The organism is Nocardia cyriacigeorgica, assembly GCF_010858045.1.
Classification (GTDB): domain Bacteria; phylum Actinomycetota; class Actinomycetes; order Mycobacteriales; family Mycobacteriaceae; genus Nocardia; species Nocardia cyriacigeorgica_E.
In genome coordinates, this window is the sequence record NZ_JAAGVC010000011.1 from 51,483 (window position 1) to 65,069 (window position 13,587).

The 13,587-nt window shown below is 67.7% G+C and carries 13 protein-coding genes; 3 read left to right on the forward strand and 10 right to left on the reverse strand.

What is annotated here, in order from left to right:
• Positions 1-2: 2 nt before the first annotated feature.
• Both GV790_RS13115 and GV790_RS13120 read right to left on the reverse strand, forming a co-directional pair.
• Complete coding sequence (locus tag GV790_RS13115) at positions 3-872, reverse strand: ABC transporter permease subunit (protein WP_163813631.1); 870 nt, start codon at positions 870-872, stop codon at positions 3-5.
• Positions 869-1,768, reverse strand: a complete 900-nt coding sequence (locus GV790_RS13120) for an ABC transporter ATP-binding protein (protein ID WP_163813632.1) — start codon at positions 1,766-1,768, stop codon at positions 869-871. The genes GV790_RS13115 and GV790_RS13120 overlap by 4 nt, the downstream gene beginning before the upstream one ends.
• 172 nt (positions 1,769-1,940) lie before the next feature.
• Here GV790_RS13120 and GV790_RS13125 point away from each other — a divergent pair, with 172 nt between their 5' ends.
• The 3 genes from GV790_RS13125 to GV790_RS13135 all read left to right on the forward strand — a co-directional run bounded on the left by GV790_RS13125 (position 1,941) and on the right by GV790_RS13135 (position 4,822).
• On the forward strand, positions 1,941-3,722 hold the full coding sequence (locus GV790_RS13125) for a histidine kinase (RefSeq protein ID WP_280213578.1): 1,782 nt from the start codon (positions 1,941-1,943) through the stop codon (positions 3,720-3,722).
• Positions 3,719-4,381, forward strand: coding sequence for a response regulator transcription factor (locus tag GV790_RS13130; protein WP_163813633.1), 663 nt, complete (start codon positions 3,719-3,721; stop codon positions 4,379-4,381). The genes GV790_RS13125 and GV790_RS13130 overlap by 4 nt, the downstream gene beginning before the upstream one ends.
• Positions 4,382-4,564: 183 nt before the next feature.
• Positions 4,565-4,822: a hypothetical protein gene (locus GV790_RS13135; protein WP_163813634.1), complete on the forward strand. Its 258-nt coding sequence runs from the start codon at positions 4,565-4,567 to the stop codon at positions 4,820-4,822.
• A gap of 103 nt (positions 4,823-4,925) precedes the next feature.
• Here GV790_RS13135 and GV790_RS13140 read toward each other — a convergent pair whose 3' ends face one another.
• The 8 genes from GV790_RS13140 to GV790_RS13175 form a co-directional block, all read right to left on the reverse strand.
• Positions 4,926-7,481 carry an ATP-dependent Clp protease ATP-binding subunit gene (locus GV790_RS13140; RefSeq protein ID WP_163813635.1) on the reverse strand — a complete coding sequence of 852 codons (2,556 nt, stop codon included), beginning with the start codon at positions 7,479-7,481 and terminating at the stop codon, positions 4,926-4,928.
• Between the two features lie 277 nt (positions 7,482-7,758).
• A complete protein-coding gene (locus tag GV790_RS13145) occupies positions 7,759-8,691 on the reverse strand; it encodes an esterase/lipase family protein (RefSeq protein ID WP_163813636.1) in 933 nt (310 codons plus the stop codon).
• Positions 8,692-8,755: 64 nt separating this feature from the next.
• Positions 8,756-9,349, reverse strand: coding sequence for an anthrone oxygenase family protein (locus tag GV790_RS13150; protein ID WP_163813637.1), 594 nt, complete (start codon positions 9,347-9,349; stop codon positions 8,756-8,758).
• A gap of 235 nt (positions 9,350-9,584) precedes the next feature.
• Complete coding sequence (locus tag GV790_RS13155) at positions 9,585-10,208, reverse strand: FHA domain-containing protein (protein WP_163813638.1); 624 nt, start codon at positions 10,206-10,208, stop codon at positions 9,585-9,587.
• Between the two features lie 147 nt (positions 10,209-10,355).
• Positions 10,356-10,715 (reverse strand): histone-like nucleoid-structuring protein Lsr2, encoded by a 360-nt coding sequence (locus GV790_RS13160; RefSeq protein ID WP_036532452.1) that lies wholly within the window; start codon positions 10,713-10,715, stop codon positions 10,356-10,358.
• A 115-nt stretch (positions 10,716-10,830) separates the two neighbouring features.
• Entirely contained in the window at positions 10,831-12,297 is a 1,467-nt protein-coding gene (gene lysS, locus GV790_RS13165; protein ID WP_163813708.1) for a lysine--tRNA ligase, read from the reverse strand.
• Positions 12,298-12,487: 190 nt separating this feature from the next.
• Positions 12,488-12,919 (reverse strand): rhodanese-like domain-containing protein, encoded by a 432-nt coding sequence (locus tag GV790_RS13170; protein ID WP_163813639.1) that lies wholly within the window; start codon positions 12,917-12,919, stop codon positions 12,488-12,490.
• On the reverse strand, positions 12,919-13,563 hold the full coding sequence (locus GV790_RS13175; protein WP_256673256.1) for a cysteine dioxygenase: 645 nt from the start codon (positions 13,561-13,563) through the stop codon (positions 12,919-12,921). The genes GV790_RS13170 and GV790_RS13175 overlap by 1 nt, the downstream gene beginning before the upstream one ends.
• Between the last annotated feature and the right edge of the window lie 24 nt (positions 13,564-13,587).

Here is a 13,587-nt window from a genome sequence, read left to right on the forward strand (position 1 = left end):
ATTCAGACCAGATCGCGGCGGCGGATCAGCCAGATCGTGGCCAGTACGAAGACGACGGTGTAGATCGTCAGCGCGAGCACGGATTCGGCTCGGGTCAGGATGTCGAGCACGCCGGGCGTCGGCGGGGCATCGGTGCTGCGCATGGCCCCCGCCAATGAACCGGCGGCGGTGCCTGGCAGCCGATCGGTGACCACCTCGATCGGGTCGAAAATGCCCGCGACGCCGCGCAGCAGATTCTCCACCACCAGCACCCAGACCAGCCCGAGACCGACGGCCAGCGCCGGACCACGCGCGATCGCGCCGATCAGCGCGCCCGCCAACGTCCACATGCCCAGGATCAGGCTGCCGCTGACGATCCCGTCCAGCGAATGCCGCACCGAAGGCATCGCCACCGGCTGCGATTCACTACTCGCGATCAGCGAGGCAACGCCGAGATCCACCGCGAAGGCGACGACCACCAGGCCCACCACCACGACCGCGAGGCAGAGCAGCGTCGCCGCGATCGCCACGATGCGCGAGGGCCCCTGAGTGAGCACGGTTTTCCAGGTTCCCCAGCCATAGCCGCTGCCGATTGCCAGCGCACCGAGAATCAGCATCAACGCCCCACCGAACATGGCCATGCCCTGCGTGAACACCTCCGGCACCGCGGCGGGCAGCAACTGCTGGAGCAGTTGGTCTTTCGGCAGTCCGTCCGACATCGAGGTCTGTTCGCCGGACCGGTAGGCCAGGTAGTTGAACAGGTAGGCGAAGGTCAGGTTCAGCAGGATCCAGGTGCCGAGAATGATCCAGAACGCGGGCCATTTCGTCAGCCGCAGCCGCTCGGCTCGCATACTGGCGATCAGATCCGATACCGCCGTGGTGCGCACACTCATCTCACTGCCTCCAGACCGGTCATCTCGAAGAACACTTCCTCGAGGGATTTCTCATCGACGCGAAGTTCGAGCAGATCGGCGCCCGATTCGAGCACGGCGCGAGCGATTTTCGGCGCCGCGTCCGCGCCCGCCTCGATCCGGATGCCAGCCGCGGTGAGCGTCACCGGCTCGCCGAGCACCGCACGGATGGCCGGCACAGCGATGTCGGCGGGCGCGGCGCGAACCAACAAGGTCGCGGCGCCGCGCAATTCGGCCACAGTCGACTCGGCCAGCAGCCTGCCGCCGGAGATGACGCCGACCCGATCACAGATCTCCTGCACCTCGCTGAGCATGTGACTCGACAACAACACGGTGTGCCCGTCGGCGGCCAGATCCGTGATCAGCGAACGCATTTCCGCCATGCCCGCCGGATCGAGGCCGTTGGTCGGCTCGTCCAGGATCAGCAGATCCGGGCGCCCGAGCAGCGCGGCGCCGACACCGAGGCGCTGCTTCATGCCAAGGGAATAGGTGCGGTAGCGGTCGTCGGCGCGTCCGGCCAGGCCCACCCGCTGCAAGGCCTCGGCCACCTGCGCCCGGCCGAGGCCCCGGTAACGCGCCATGACCAGCAGGTTGTCCCGGCCCGAAAGGTACGGGTAGAAACCCGGCCCCTCGATCAGTACGCCGACGCGGCGCACCACCGTGGGATCGCCCGGTGCCTGACCGAGCACCGTCGCCGAACCGGAGCTCGGTGCGATCAGCCCGACGAGCATCCGCAACGTCGTCGTCTTGCCCGCACCGTTGGGCCCGAGAAATCCGTAGATCTCGCCCGGCCGCACCCGCATATCCACCCGATCCACCGCGAGATGGGTGCCGTACCGCTTGGTCAGCTTTGTGGTCACCACAATCGAATCCGTCATGACCGAAACCCTCCTCGTCGTGGGCTGCGGCCACATCCGTCGCCGGACGCGGCTTCGGGTACGCCCGTTGACGTAGCGAGCCGGGCGGATGCGAGGGTGTGCACGGCGCGTATCCGGGAAATACGCGTCGGTACGGATGGATTCCGGCTACTGGGCGAATAGGGTGCATAAGGTGCGGGAGTTCGGGATGGCGGGTCGTGGCCTGGTCGGATGGGACTGGGGGGTGGCGCTTGTCGTCGCCGCGGTGCAGGTGTTCGGCGGGCGCGGAGCCAACTTCGGCCAGACCGGGGTGCGTTCCCTCGACGCCCTCGGCTACGCGCTGCTGCTGGTCGGGCCGGTCGCGCTGATCTTCCGCAGATATGAGCCGCTGCCGGTCCTGTTCGTCACGCTCGCGGCATGCGTGAGCTATCTGTCGCTGGACTACGGCTACGGGCCGATCTTCATCTCGCTGGTGATCGCCTTCCTCACCGCGGCCACCCGCGGATCACGGTGGTGGACCTATCCCCTGGTGCCGCTCGGCTACCTGGTGATCGTGTGGCCGCTACCCGCCCTGCTGGGCCGCCCCACCGAGGTGTGGCAGATCTTCGGGTTGATGGCGTGGCTCGCGGTGCTGGTCGGCATCGCCGAGGGGATCCGCCAGCGCCAGGCGGTGCTCGAGGCGCGCAGGCAGCGAGCCGAAGCGGCGCGGCGCGACGAGGAAGCCCAGCGCAGGCGCCAGGCCAGCGAGGAGCGGCTGGCCATCGCCCGGGAGCTGCACGACGTGCTGGCCCACAGTCTGTCGCTGATCAATGTGCAGGCGTCGGTGGCGCTGGAACTGTTCGACAAGAAACCGGAACAGGCCGCCTCCGCGTTGGCCGCCATCAAGGGCGCGAGCAAGGATGCGCTCGCCGAGGTACACACGCTGCTGCACACCATCCGCACCGGGAGCCCGGTCGGCGGCGAGGGCTCCGCGGCCGAGCCCGAGGCGATCCCGGACCCCGATCAGCGCGCCAGCCGAAGCCGCCGGCGGCGCGCGCGGGCCAGGCGGCGGCGCACCGAGATGCCGGGACCCGCACGGCGAGCCGATGCCCTCGGCGCCGATACCGGCACCATGGCCGAGGGCCAGGACCACTCCACGACCGAGCCAGAGCCGGCCGATCAGACCGCAGTACCGGCCGCGCCGCGCAGCCCCGCGCCGAGCATCGCCGATCTGGACGAACTGCTGCATCGCATCCGCGAAGCCGGGCTGACCGTGCACACCAGGGTGCTCGGCACCGTCGCGCCGCTGCCGAGCGTCATCGACGTGGCCGCCGCCAGGATCATCCAGGAGTCGCTGACCAATGTCGTGCGGCACGCGCCCGGCGCGGACGCCACCGTCACCGTGCGCTACACCCCCGACTCGGTCGATTTCACCATCGACAACACCCGCCCCACCAGCGCGCCCGTCCGCACCGGGAGCACCGGCGGCAACGGGATCATCGGGATGCGGGAACGGGCCCATGCGCTCGGCGGGGCGCTGACGGCAGGGCCGCGGCCGAGCGGAGGTTTCCGGGTCGCGGCGCGGTTGCCGGTGCGGCCCGCGACGTCGAGTGAGCGGGCGAACTCGACCTCGCCCGGTGCGAAAGCCGAGCGGGCCGGCGCAGCTGGGCAGGCGGCCGGCGACACGACCTCGGTGGGCGACGCCTCCGGTCCGGCGCAGGACCGCCCGCCCGCGACGGGAACATCGCGTGCGCAACCACCCGCCGACCCGCCCGGCCGGAACGGCCGAGACCAGCCGCAGGGTTCGGCTCAGGACGAGGCCGACCCGGCGGCAGCCGCACGCGCGACCACGCAGCCGGGTCGGCCCTCCGGCCCCACCGCGGGCTCGAACTCAGCCATCCACCGGCAGCCCGCGCGCACCACAGCACCCTCGGGAGCCAACGGCCGGGCACACCCGGACCCGTCCGACGGCCACTGCGGAACGGAGCCGCGATGACCATTCGGGTGCTGGTCGCCGACGATCAGGCGCTGGTGCGGGGAGGTTTCGTCGCCCTGCTCGACGCGCAGGACGGCATCGAGGTGGTCGGCGAGGCCGACAACGGCGAACAGGCCGTGCGGATGACGCGCGCGCTCACCCCCGACGTGGTGCTGATGGATATCCGGATGCCGATCCTCGACGGCCTCGCCGCCACCCGCATGATCGCCGACGATCCCAAACTGGCGGAGGTGAAGGTGGTCGTGCTGACCACCTTCGAACTGGACGAATACGTTTTCGAGGCGATGCGCTCGGGCGCCACCGGTTTCCTGGTCAAGCACACCGAGCCCGCCGACCTGGTGCGCGCGGTCCGCGTCGTCGCCGCCGGAGACGCGCTGCTGTCCCCCGGCGTCACCCGCCGCCTGATCGCCGAATTCTCCGAACACGCCAAACAGCCCCCGCCCGCGACGTTTTCCGAGCTCACCGACCGTGAACGCGAGGTGCTCACCCTGGTCGCCGAGGGCCTCACCAACGCCGAAATAGGCGAACGCCTCTACATGAGCCCGGCCACCGCCCGCACCCACGTCAGCCGCATCCTCACCAAGCTGAACGCCCGCGACCGCACCCAACTGGTGGTCCTGGCCTACGAATCCGGCCTGGTGCGCCCGGGCTGGCAGTAAAACCGGGTTGTCGGCGGGTGATGCTGGCCCGGCTACGGCCTCTGGCTCCGGTCTGCCGGATAGCCGACGCGACGCAGCCGGGGTGATCGTGCGGATCTGCCGTTCCCGTACGCCCGCAGACGTAGTGGAAGCAGGAACGCGCGACCGATGTGGTCACGGTGCTCGCGGGCGCACTCTCGTGGCATGACCACTTACCTGACACCTGAAACCGCCACGCTGCTCGCCGACCATTACGACGGCGGTTGGCATCCCTGGCCGTTCTTCTGGATCTTCCCGCTGCTGTTCTGGATCACCGTGATCGTGATCGCCGTGGTGCTGACGCGGACCAGGTTCCGGCGCGACAGCGGAGTCGGTGCGTTGCGGAATTCGTTCGCTCGCGGCGAGATCACCGAGGCGCAATACCGCGAACGACTGGCGGTGCTACGCGAAACCCGAAGGTGACCTGCCCGCACCCACAACCCGCCGGCGCGCACGGAACATCGTCCACCCGCAGACGAGCACGGGCCCGCTCCCATCAGGAAGCGGGCCCGTGTCGACTCGGTTGTTACTCGCCGGAGGCGGCCTCGGTGGTGCCTTCGGCGGCGCCGGTCAGCACGACCTCGGGCTTCTCCTCGGCGGCGGCCTTGGTCAGCTTCGCCTTGGGGGTGAAGGTGAACTTGGCGTCCTCGCCGGAGCCTTCGCCGTCCCAGCCCTCGACGTCGACCGTGACGACCTGGCCGGGGCCGATCTCGCCGAACAGGATCTTCTCCGAGAGCTGATCCTCGATCTCGCGCTGGATGGTGCGGCGCAGCGGCCGGGCACCGAGCACGGGATCGAAGCCGCGCTTGGCCAGCAGGCTCTTGGCGGAATCGGTGAGCTCCATCGCCATGTCCTTGTTCTTCAACTGGACACCGACGCGGTTGATCATCAGATCCACCATCTCCACGATCTGCTCGGTGGTGAGCTGGTGGAAGACGATGACGTCGTCGATGCGGTTGAGGAACTCGGGCCGGAAGTGCTTCTTCAGCTCGTCGTTGACCTTGAGCTTCATCCGCTCGTAGTTCGAGCCCTCGGCGTTGGACTGCGAGAAGCCCAGGCCCACGGCCTTCGAGATGTCGGAGGTACCCAGGTTCGAGGTGAAGATCAGCACCGTGTTCTTGAAGTCGACGGTGCGTCCCTGGCCGTCGGTGAGACGGCCGTCCTCGAGCACCTGCAACAGGGTGTTGTAGATCTCCTGGTGCGCCTTCTCGATCTCGTCGAACAGCACCACCGAGAACGGCTTGCGGCGCACCTTCTCGGTGAGCTGGCCGCCCTCCTCGTAGCCCACGTAGCCCGGAGGGGCACCGAAGAGCCGCGAGGCGGTGAAGCGGTCGTGGAACTCGCCCATGTCGATCTGGATGAGCGCGTCGTCGTCGCCGAACAGGAAGTTCGCCAGCGCCTTGGACAGCTCGGTCTTACCGACACCGGACGGGCCGGCGAAGATGAACGAACCGGACGGACGCTTCGGATCCTTCAGGCCGGCGCGGGTGCGGCGGATGGCCTTGGATACGGCCTTGACCGCATCCTCCTGGCCGATGATCCGCTTGTGCAGCTCGTCCTCCATGCGGAGCAGACGGGTGGTCTCCTCCTCGGTGAGCTTGAAGACGGGGATACCGGTCCAGTTGGCCAGCACCTCGGCGATCTGCTCGTCGTCGACCTCGGCCACGACGTCCAGATCACCGGAGCGCCACTGCTTCTCCCGCTCGGCACGCTTGGCGACGAGCTGCTTCTCCTTGTCGCGCAGACGCGCGGCCTTCTCGAAGTCCTGCGCGTCGATCGCGCTTTCCTTCTCGCGACGGGCGTCGGCGATCTTGTCGTCGAACTCGCGCAGGTCCGGCGGTGCGGTCATGCGGCGGATGCGCATGCGGGCGCCGGCCTCGTCGATCAGGTCGATGGCCTTGTCCGGCAGGAACCGGTCGTTGATGTAGCGGTCGGCCAGCGTGGCGGCCGCGACCAGGGCACCGTCGGTGATGGAGACCCGGTGGTGCGCCTCGTAGCGGTCGCGCAGACCCTTGAGGATGTTGATGGTGTGCTCGACGGTCGGCTCGCCCACCTGGACCGGCTGGAACCGGCGCTCCAGGGCGGCGTCCTTCTCGATGTACTTGCGGTACTCGTCGAGGGTGGTGGCGCCGATGGTCTGGAGCTCGCCGCGGGCCAGCTTCGGCTTCAGGATCGAGGCGGCGTCGATCGCGCCCTCGGCGGCACCCGCGCCGACGAGCGTGTGCAGCTCGTCGATGAACAGGATGATGTCGCCGCGGGTGTTGATCTCCTTGAGCACCTTCTTCAGGCGCTCTTCGAAATCACCGCGGTAGCGGCTGCCCGCGACCAGGGAACCCAGGTCGAGGGTGTAGAGCTGCTTGTCCTTGAGCGTCTCGGGAACCTCGCCGTTGACGATGGCCTGGGCCAGGCCCTCCACCACGGCGGTCTTACCGACACCGGGCTCACCGATCAGCACCGGGTTGTTCTTGGTGCGGCGGCTGAGCACCTGCATGACCCGCTCGATTTCCTTCGAGCGGCCGATGACCGGGTCGAGCTTGCCCTCGAGCGCGGCCTGGGTGAGATTGCGGCCGAACTGGTCGAGCACCAGCGAGGTGGACGGGGTACCGGTCTCACCACGGGCACCGGACTCGACCGGCTCCTTGCCCTGGTAACCGGACAGCAGCTGGATGACCTGCTGACGCACCCGGTTGAGATCGGCGCCTAGCTTGACCAGCACCTGGGCCGCCACGCCCTCACCCTCGCGGATGAGGCCGAGCAGGATGTGCTCGGTGCCGATGTAGTTGTGGCCGAGTTGCAGGGCCTCGCGCAGGCTCAGCTCCAGCACCTTCTTGGGGCGCGGGGTGAACGGGATGTGCCCGGACGGGGCCTGCTGGCCCTGCCCGATGATCTCCTCCACCTGGCTGCGCACGCCTTCCAGCGAAATGCCGAGCGACTCCAGCGACTTGGCCGCGACGCCCTCACCCTCGTGGATCAGCCCCAGCAGGATGTGCTCGGTGCCGATGTAGTTGTGGTTGAGCATCCGGGCCTCTTCTTGGGCCAGGACAACGACGCGCCTCGCGCGGTCGGTGAACCTCTCGAACATCGCTCCCTCACTCTCCTGCTCCGACATTCTGGCAACAGACGCCGCAGTGTGCTGTCGAACAAACCTGGGCGCCAAACCCGACGAACCTAGCCGTCAGCCTGCCATGAAGCCCGGGGGTTGCGGCCCCCGCCTCCACTCTAGTTGGCGGAGGATTCCGCCGCCGCCGGTCCACCCTATTGCCGACCGGCGACAGCACGGTCATTCACTCATAACGTGGCTGTTCCCGGTTTCGTTTCCGATGCGGTTTTGCCCTCAGCGAACATCGCCGATCGGGCGCTCAGCCGGTGAACGGCGCCACGAAATGGCACGGAACTTCCCGGGGATGGGCAGGGTCGAGGGCGTTGAGCACGTGCGCCGCGGCCCGCGGGCTGCCCGCGATACCGAGATGTTCGGAGTAATCCTGCGCGCAACCGTGCTGGACGACGATGTTGGTGACGTTCGGCCCCGGCGGCACCGCCGAGGTGTAGGGCACCACGATCTCCTCCATATTGCCCACGATATTGGTGTAGGTCACGCCGGGGTGGTAGATACCGTCGGCATTGAGTTCGGCCAGGAACGGCCCGCCTGCGGGCATCTGCGCACAGGCCAGGCACGGGATCGAGTTCCAGGCCTCGCCCAGCCCGACCGCGCGGGCGAAGGCGGCCACATCGGCCATGCCGAAGGCGGTGGTGCCGAGCCATGGCACCGCGAGCGAGACGATCTTGTCCACCTTGTCCGCCCCACCGAGCCGTTTGACCAGGTAATTGGCGACCAGCCCGCCCTGCGAATGGGCGACGACATCGACCTGCTCGGCGCCGGTGGCGGCGAGCACCCGGTCGACGAAGGCGCCGAACTCGGCGGCGTTGTCCTGGATCGGCATCATGCCGCCGAGCGCCGACAGCGGCCAGGGCAGGTCGTATGCGCCGTAGGTGAGCGCGTAGACGCAGTAGCCCTCGTTGGCCAGCAGTGCGACGTAGGTGCCCCAGTTGGTCTGCGCGCCGCCGCCGGTGCCGTGCGCCAGCACCACCGGGTTGGGATGTTCGGCGGTGGGACGGCAGGACCAATCGTTGGAGCCGGGCAGCGAGCCGCCGGGGTTGGTCAGTTCGCCGGGGATGCCGGCGAAGAAGTTGTAGACGACCGGATATCGCTCGGCCTGCGCCGCCCCCGCCGAGCTGACCCACAGCGCGGCGAGGACGGCGACGATGACGGCGGTGACGGGTGCTCGGCGCATGACCCCTCCCAATTTCTGTAACGCGTTCCAGAACGCTACGTAGTGACCAGCGCCGATGGGGCCGTTACTGACGGGTAGGTTCTGAAACGAGTTCCGCTCGGGCCGGGGCCTGCGCGACCGCGACACCCGGCTGCGCGGGCAGCGCCGCGGCATCGTCGCGGCCCTGCTGCAGACCCGCGCTGAACAGCGCGCCCGTCAGCACCAGGAACGCCAGCGTGTGCAGCACCGCGCGCACGATATTCCAACGCACCCAAGCGGATTCGAACTCCGCGCGCACCGCCGCCGGATCCGCGACGGCCCCTGGATCGCCCGCCGCCATCAACTGATCATTGAGCGGGACGTTGAGCGCGATGGTCACCGCGAACGCGATCACGTTGAGTACCAACGCGACTGCGATCCACAGCAGCGTCATCCTGCGGTCCGCGCCCAGATGCAGCAGCGCCGCGAGCACGGTGAACCCGACCGTGCCGAGGAACCCGATCATGAAGGCGGGGTTGATGATCACGACATTGATCTTCTGCATGGTCTCGATCAACGCGCGATCGTCCATCCGGGCCAGCGCGGGCATCACCGAGATCGCGTACGCGTAGAAAACCCCCGCGATCAATCCGGTCGCCAGTGTTGCCGCCACCAGCGCGACGATTCGCCCTACCGACATGATCTGCTCCGTTACCGTCCGGCCGCCGACGCGGCGTGTTCGTGTCCCTTCGGCTCCCGAACGGAGATCCGCATGGTCGCCCCTTCGCGGTTGCGCGGGGCGCCTGCGAACCTGTGCGTTCCGGCCGAGCGGGTGGAGCCTCGCGAGCTCCGATGACACCTATGAGTCAACAGAGTCCGGAGCCGCGCGACCATCGCCGAGACGCTCGCACCCATCAGCGAGCGTCTACGGCCGGCTACAGGTCGCGGTCGGAGATGAGTCCGCTCTGCATGGCGAGGGCTGCCAGGCGCACCCGTTTCTGGTTCTGCGGCAGATCCTCGACGCCGAATTTGGCGAACAGCGCGCGCAGGTGGGTCTTGATGGCGTCGACGCTGAGGAACAATTCCTCGGCGATCTGCTGATTGGAGGCCGGAGTGGCGAAACCGGCGCCGTGTTTGTAGGGCCTGCACAGCGCGACCAGCACCGCGCGCTGGGTGTCGGTCAGTGAGCGGGCAGTGGGGATGGTGCCGGTGGAGGCGCGGGTGGCGTCGTCGGCCACGGCACCGAATTCGTGAAACGACACCAGCGAGGTGCCGACCCGGATCCGGTCGCCCGCCATCAGCCTGCGCCTGCCGACCAGGCGCTCACCGTTGACGAAGGTGCCGTTGCGGGACAGGCCGTCATCGACGATGGTCCACTGGGCGCCCAGATATTCGACGGCCGCGTGCAGCCGCGAGACCTCGGCGTCCCAGCGCAGGGACAGATCGGCATGAGTGGAACGTCCGATGGTGACGCGCGGGTGGTCGGGATTCAGCAGGTACTCGTGCCGATGCCCGTCCGCGTCGGTGTAGCGCAGGATTGATCCGACGAAAGCTGTCACGACCTCATGACCCCAGCTCGACGGGATGACACGACTCTGCTGGATACGGTGCTGCGCACAGATCCATGGTGCCGTGCCTCGGCCACTACGAACAAGGCTGCCGCCGGGGCGTCGCACGATTCGCCCGGCGGCAGCCGCGAATTACGACTAGCTCTTGGCGGCCTTGTTGTAAGCCTCGGTGATGTCGGCCGAGATACGCCCCCTGGCATGCACCTTGTGACCATTCCGGCGCGCCCACTCACGAATTGCCGCGGTTTGTTCACGGTCCATCGGAACGCGGCTCTTGGTGGTGCTACCGGTGGTGGACGCGGCCTTCACCCGACGCCGGCCGCTCACCCGCCGAGCGTTGGCAACCCACTGCTCCATCTCTTCCCGCAGCTTGGCCGCATTTGCCGCCGACAGGTCGATCTCGTACGACACACCATCGATACCGAACTCGATGGTCTCGTCCGCGATGGACTCACCGTCGACATCGTCGATCAAGCTTACGGTGACCTTCTTTGCCATGAGATGAACGTCCTCTCGAAATCGTGCGACCCGCATACTAGGCCGATTGCCCGAGGCAAGAATACCTCTAATTCGAAAAATGCCAAGACGAGCTTCAGACGTGCAAACCGTTCGCTCAGCGAGCGGCCGGTCGCACAATTGGGAACAGTATCGTTTCCCGGATTCCCAAACCAGTGAGGGCCATCAACAAGCGGTCGATTCCCATACCGGTTCCGGTGGTCGGCGGCATACCGTGTTCCATCGCGGCGAGGAAGTCCTCGTCGAGCACCATGGCCTCGTCGTCACCGGCGGCGGCCAGCCGAGCCTGATCGACAAACCGTTCGCGCTGAATCACCGGATCGACCAACTCCGAATAGCCGGTGGCCAACTCGAACCCGCGCACATACAGGTCCCACTTCTCGGTGACACCGGCCTTGTCGCGATGCTGACGGGTCAGCGGAGAAGTCTCGACCGGGAAGTCACGCACGAATGTGGGCGCGTACAACTTGTCGCCGTACTGGTGCTCCCATAGTTCCTCGACGAGTTTGCCGTGGCCGTAGCCCTTGCCTTCCGGAATTTCCAAACCGACCCGTTCGGCCAGCGCGAGTAATTCCGGAATCGTTGTTTCCGGGGTGACCTCCACGCCGAGTGAGTCCGACAGCGACGGATACATCTCGACGGTCGCCCACTCACCGCGAAGGTCATATTCGGTGCCGTCGGCGAGGGTCACCACCTGGGTGCCGAAGGCTTCCTCGGCCACTTCTTGGATCAATTCCCGGATCATGCGCGCCGAGTCGTCATAGGTGCCGTAAGCCTGATACGTCTCCAGCATCGCGAACTCCGGCGAATGCGTGGAGTCGGCGCCCTCGTTGCGGAAGTTGCGATTGATCTCGAACACCCGCTCGAGGCCACCGACCACGCAGCGCTTCAGGAACAGCTCCGGCGCAATACGCAGGAACAGATCCATATCGAGCGCATTGGAATGGGTGACGAACGGCCTGGCCGCCGCGCCGCCGTGCAGGGTCTGCAACATCGGCGTCTCGACCTCGAGGAATCCGCGCCGCTCCAGCGCGTTGCGCAGCGCACGCACCACCGCGACCCTGGTGCGGGCCATCTGCCTGGCCTCGGGGCGCACGATCAGGTCGACGTAGCGCTGCCGGACCCGCGATTCCTCGTTCATCTCCTTGTGCGCGACCGGCAGCGGGCGCAGCGACTTGGCCGCCATGCTCCACTCGTCGGCCATCACGCTCAATTCGCCGGTTCGCGAGGAGATGACCTCACCGTGCACGAAGACGAAATCACCGAGGTCCACATCGGACTTCCAGGCCGCGAGCGCCTCGGCCCCGACCCCGTTGAGGCTGATCATGGCCTGCAATTTGGTGCCGTCACCCTCCTGGAGGGTGGCAAAGCACAACTTGCCGGTATTGCGCATGAAAATGACGCGCCCGGCCACACCGACGATGGTGCCGGTCTGGGTGTCGGGCGCCAGATCCGGATATTCGGCGCGGATCTCGGCCAGCGAATGAGTGCGCGGCACGACGACCGGATACGCCTGCCCGCCCTCGGCGAGCAGGCGCTCCCGCTTCTCCCGGCGAATCCGCATCTGCTCCGGCACGTCATCGACGTCGACGGGGCGGTTGGCGCGGCCCGCGGGAGCCGAGGCCGCGGAGCTACCGGAGGAAGGGGAGTTGGGGGTGCTCACGTTGAACTACCCTAGCGTGCACCGGAAACCGTTTTGCGTCCCGCCCGCCCCTGCTGACCGGCTGCTCCCGGCCCGGCTGAGGTGGGTATTTCTACAGCGAGGCGAGGGCGGCGACCTCACGGGCGAAATGCGGCGCCCGCGACGCCACGGTGAGTAGTCCGGCCGCCTTCAGCGCCTGGTAGCCGCCGACCAGGTCGGTGGCGCGATGCAGCCCCAATTGCTGTAGCGAGGCGGCGGCCAGGCTGGAGGTGTAGCCCTCCGAGCACAGCACGATCCATTCCACGTCGTGATCGGTGGCCAGCGCCAGCCGAGCCGAGCTGGTGGGATCGAGCCGCCATTCCAGGACATTGCGTTCGATCACCAGGGCGCCGGGCATCGTGCCCTCACGAATTCGCTGCGCCTGCGGTCGGATGTCGACCAGAATCGCGCCACGTTCGAGCGCCTGCGGCAATTCAAAGGCGTACAGCCTGCGCAATTGCGAGCGCGCGGCGTCGAGCATCTGGTCGATGGTCTGCGGGCTCATCACATATCACCTTCGGGCTGGTCGGTGAGGACGGTGCGGGTACGGCGCAGGCCGCCGTGCCCGGTGAGTTCGTAATAGGACATGGCGGTCAACGGTGGGGAGTAGGCGTGCACGCTCAGCGTCGGATCCAGCGGACCGACCGATTCGGCGACCGACGCCGGCACGTCGAGGCCGGCGACGGGCGGCTCGGGCGCGCGCACGACGTCGTGCACCCAGCCGATCGGGAACGAGGCCTGATCACCGGCCACCAAAGTGCGATGACGCAATTCGGTTCCGTTCCAACGGTATTCCGACAGCGCGCCGCTGAGCACGGTGAGCGCGCCGATGGAGCCGGCGTGATCGTGCAGCTCGGTGTGGCGGTCCGGGGTCCAGCTGATCAGCCACACATCGACCTCGTCGTCGGACAGCAGGCGGGTGGCCCAGCGTTCCTCGGTCGGCCAGCGGCCGTCGGCGGGTAGTAGGTGGTCGTAGCGGCCGGCCAGTACGTCCTCGGCGCCTTCGTCGGTCAACCGGAGCAGGTCGGCCGGGCGCAGCCGGGTGGGCAAGGCGGGGGCGACCGAACGGGTCGGGACGGGATTGGCGGCCCGTGCGCTCAGCGTGCGGGTGTCACGGGCGGACGGAAGGGAAAGAACAGAAGAACGCATGAGCGAATCTCCAGGAGGTGTGCG

Bases quoted from the DNA above. Each gene is read 5' to 3' on its own strand.
- GV790_RS13115 (WP_163813631.1), bottom strand. From the start codon at position 872: ATGAGTGTGCGCACCACGGCGGTATCGGATCTGATCGCCAGTATGCGA.
- GV790_RS13120 (WP_163813632.1), bottom strand. From the start codon at position 1,768: ATGACGGATTCGATTGTGGTGACCACAAAGCTGACCAAGCGGTACGGC.
- GV790_RS13130 (WP_163813633.1), top strand. From the start codon at position 3,719: ATGACCATTCGGGTGCTGGTCGCCGACGATCAGGCGCTGGTGCGGGGA.
- GV790_RS13135 (WP_163813634.1), top strand. From the start codon at position 4,565: ATGACCACTTACCTGACACCTGAAACCGCCACGCTGCTCGCCGACCAT.
- GV790_RS13140 (WP_163813635.1), bottom strand. From the start codon at position 7,481: ATGTTCGAGAGGTTCACCGACCGCGCGAGGCGCGTCGTTGTCCTGGCC.
- GV790_RS13145 (WP_163813636.1), bottom strand. From the start codon at position 8,691: ATGCGCCGAGCACCCGTCACCGCCGTCATCGTCGCCGTCCTCGCCGCG.
- GV790_RS13150 (WP_163813637.1), bottom strand. From the start codon at position 9,349: ATGTCGGTAGGGCGAATCGTCGCGCTGGTGGCGGCAACACTGGCGACC.
- GV790_RS13160 (WP_036532452.1), bottom strand. From the start codon at position 10,715: ATGGCAAAGAAGGTCACCGTAAGCTTGATCGACGATGTCGACGGTGAG.
- lysS (WP_163813708.1), bottom strand. From the start codon at position 12,297: ATGCGGATTCGCCGGGAGAAGCGGGAGCGCCTGCTCGCCGAGGGCGGG.
- GV790_RS13170 (WP_163813639.1), bottom strand. From the start codon at position 12,919: ATGAGCCCGCAGACCATCGACCAGATGCTCGACGCCGCGCGCTCGCAA.
- GV790_RS13175 (WP_256673256.1), bottom strand. From the start codon at position 13,563: ATGCGTTCTTCTGTTCTTTCCCTTCCGTCCGCCCGTGACACCCGCACG.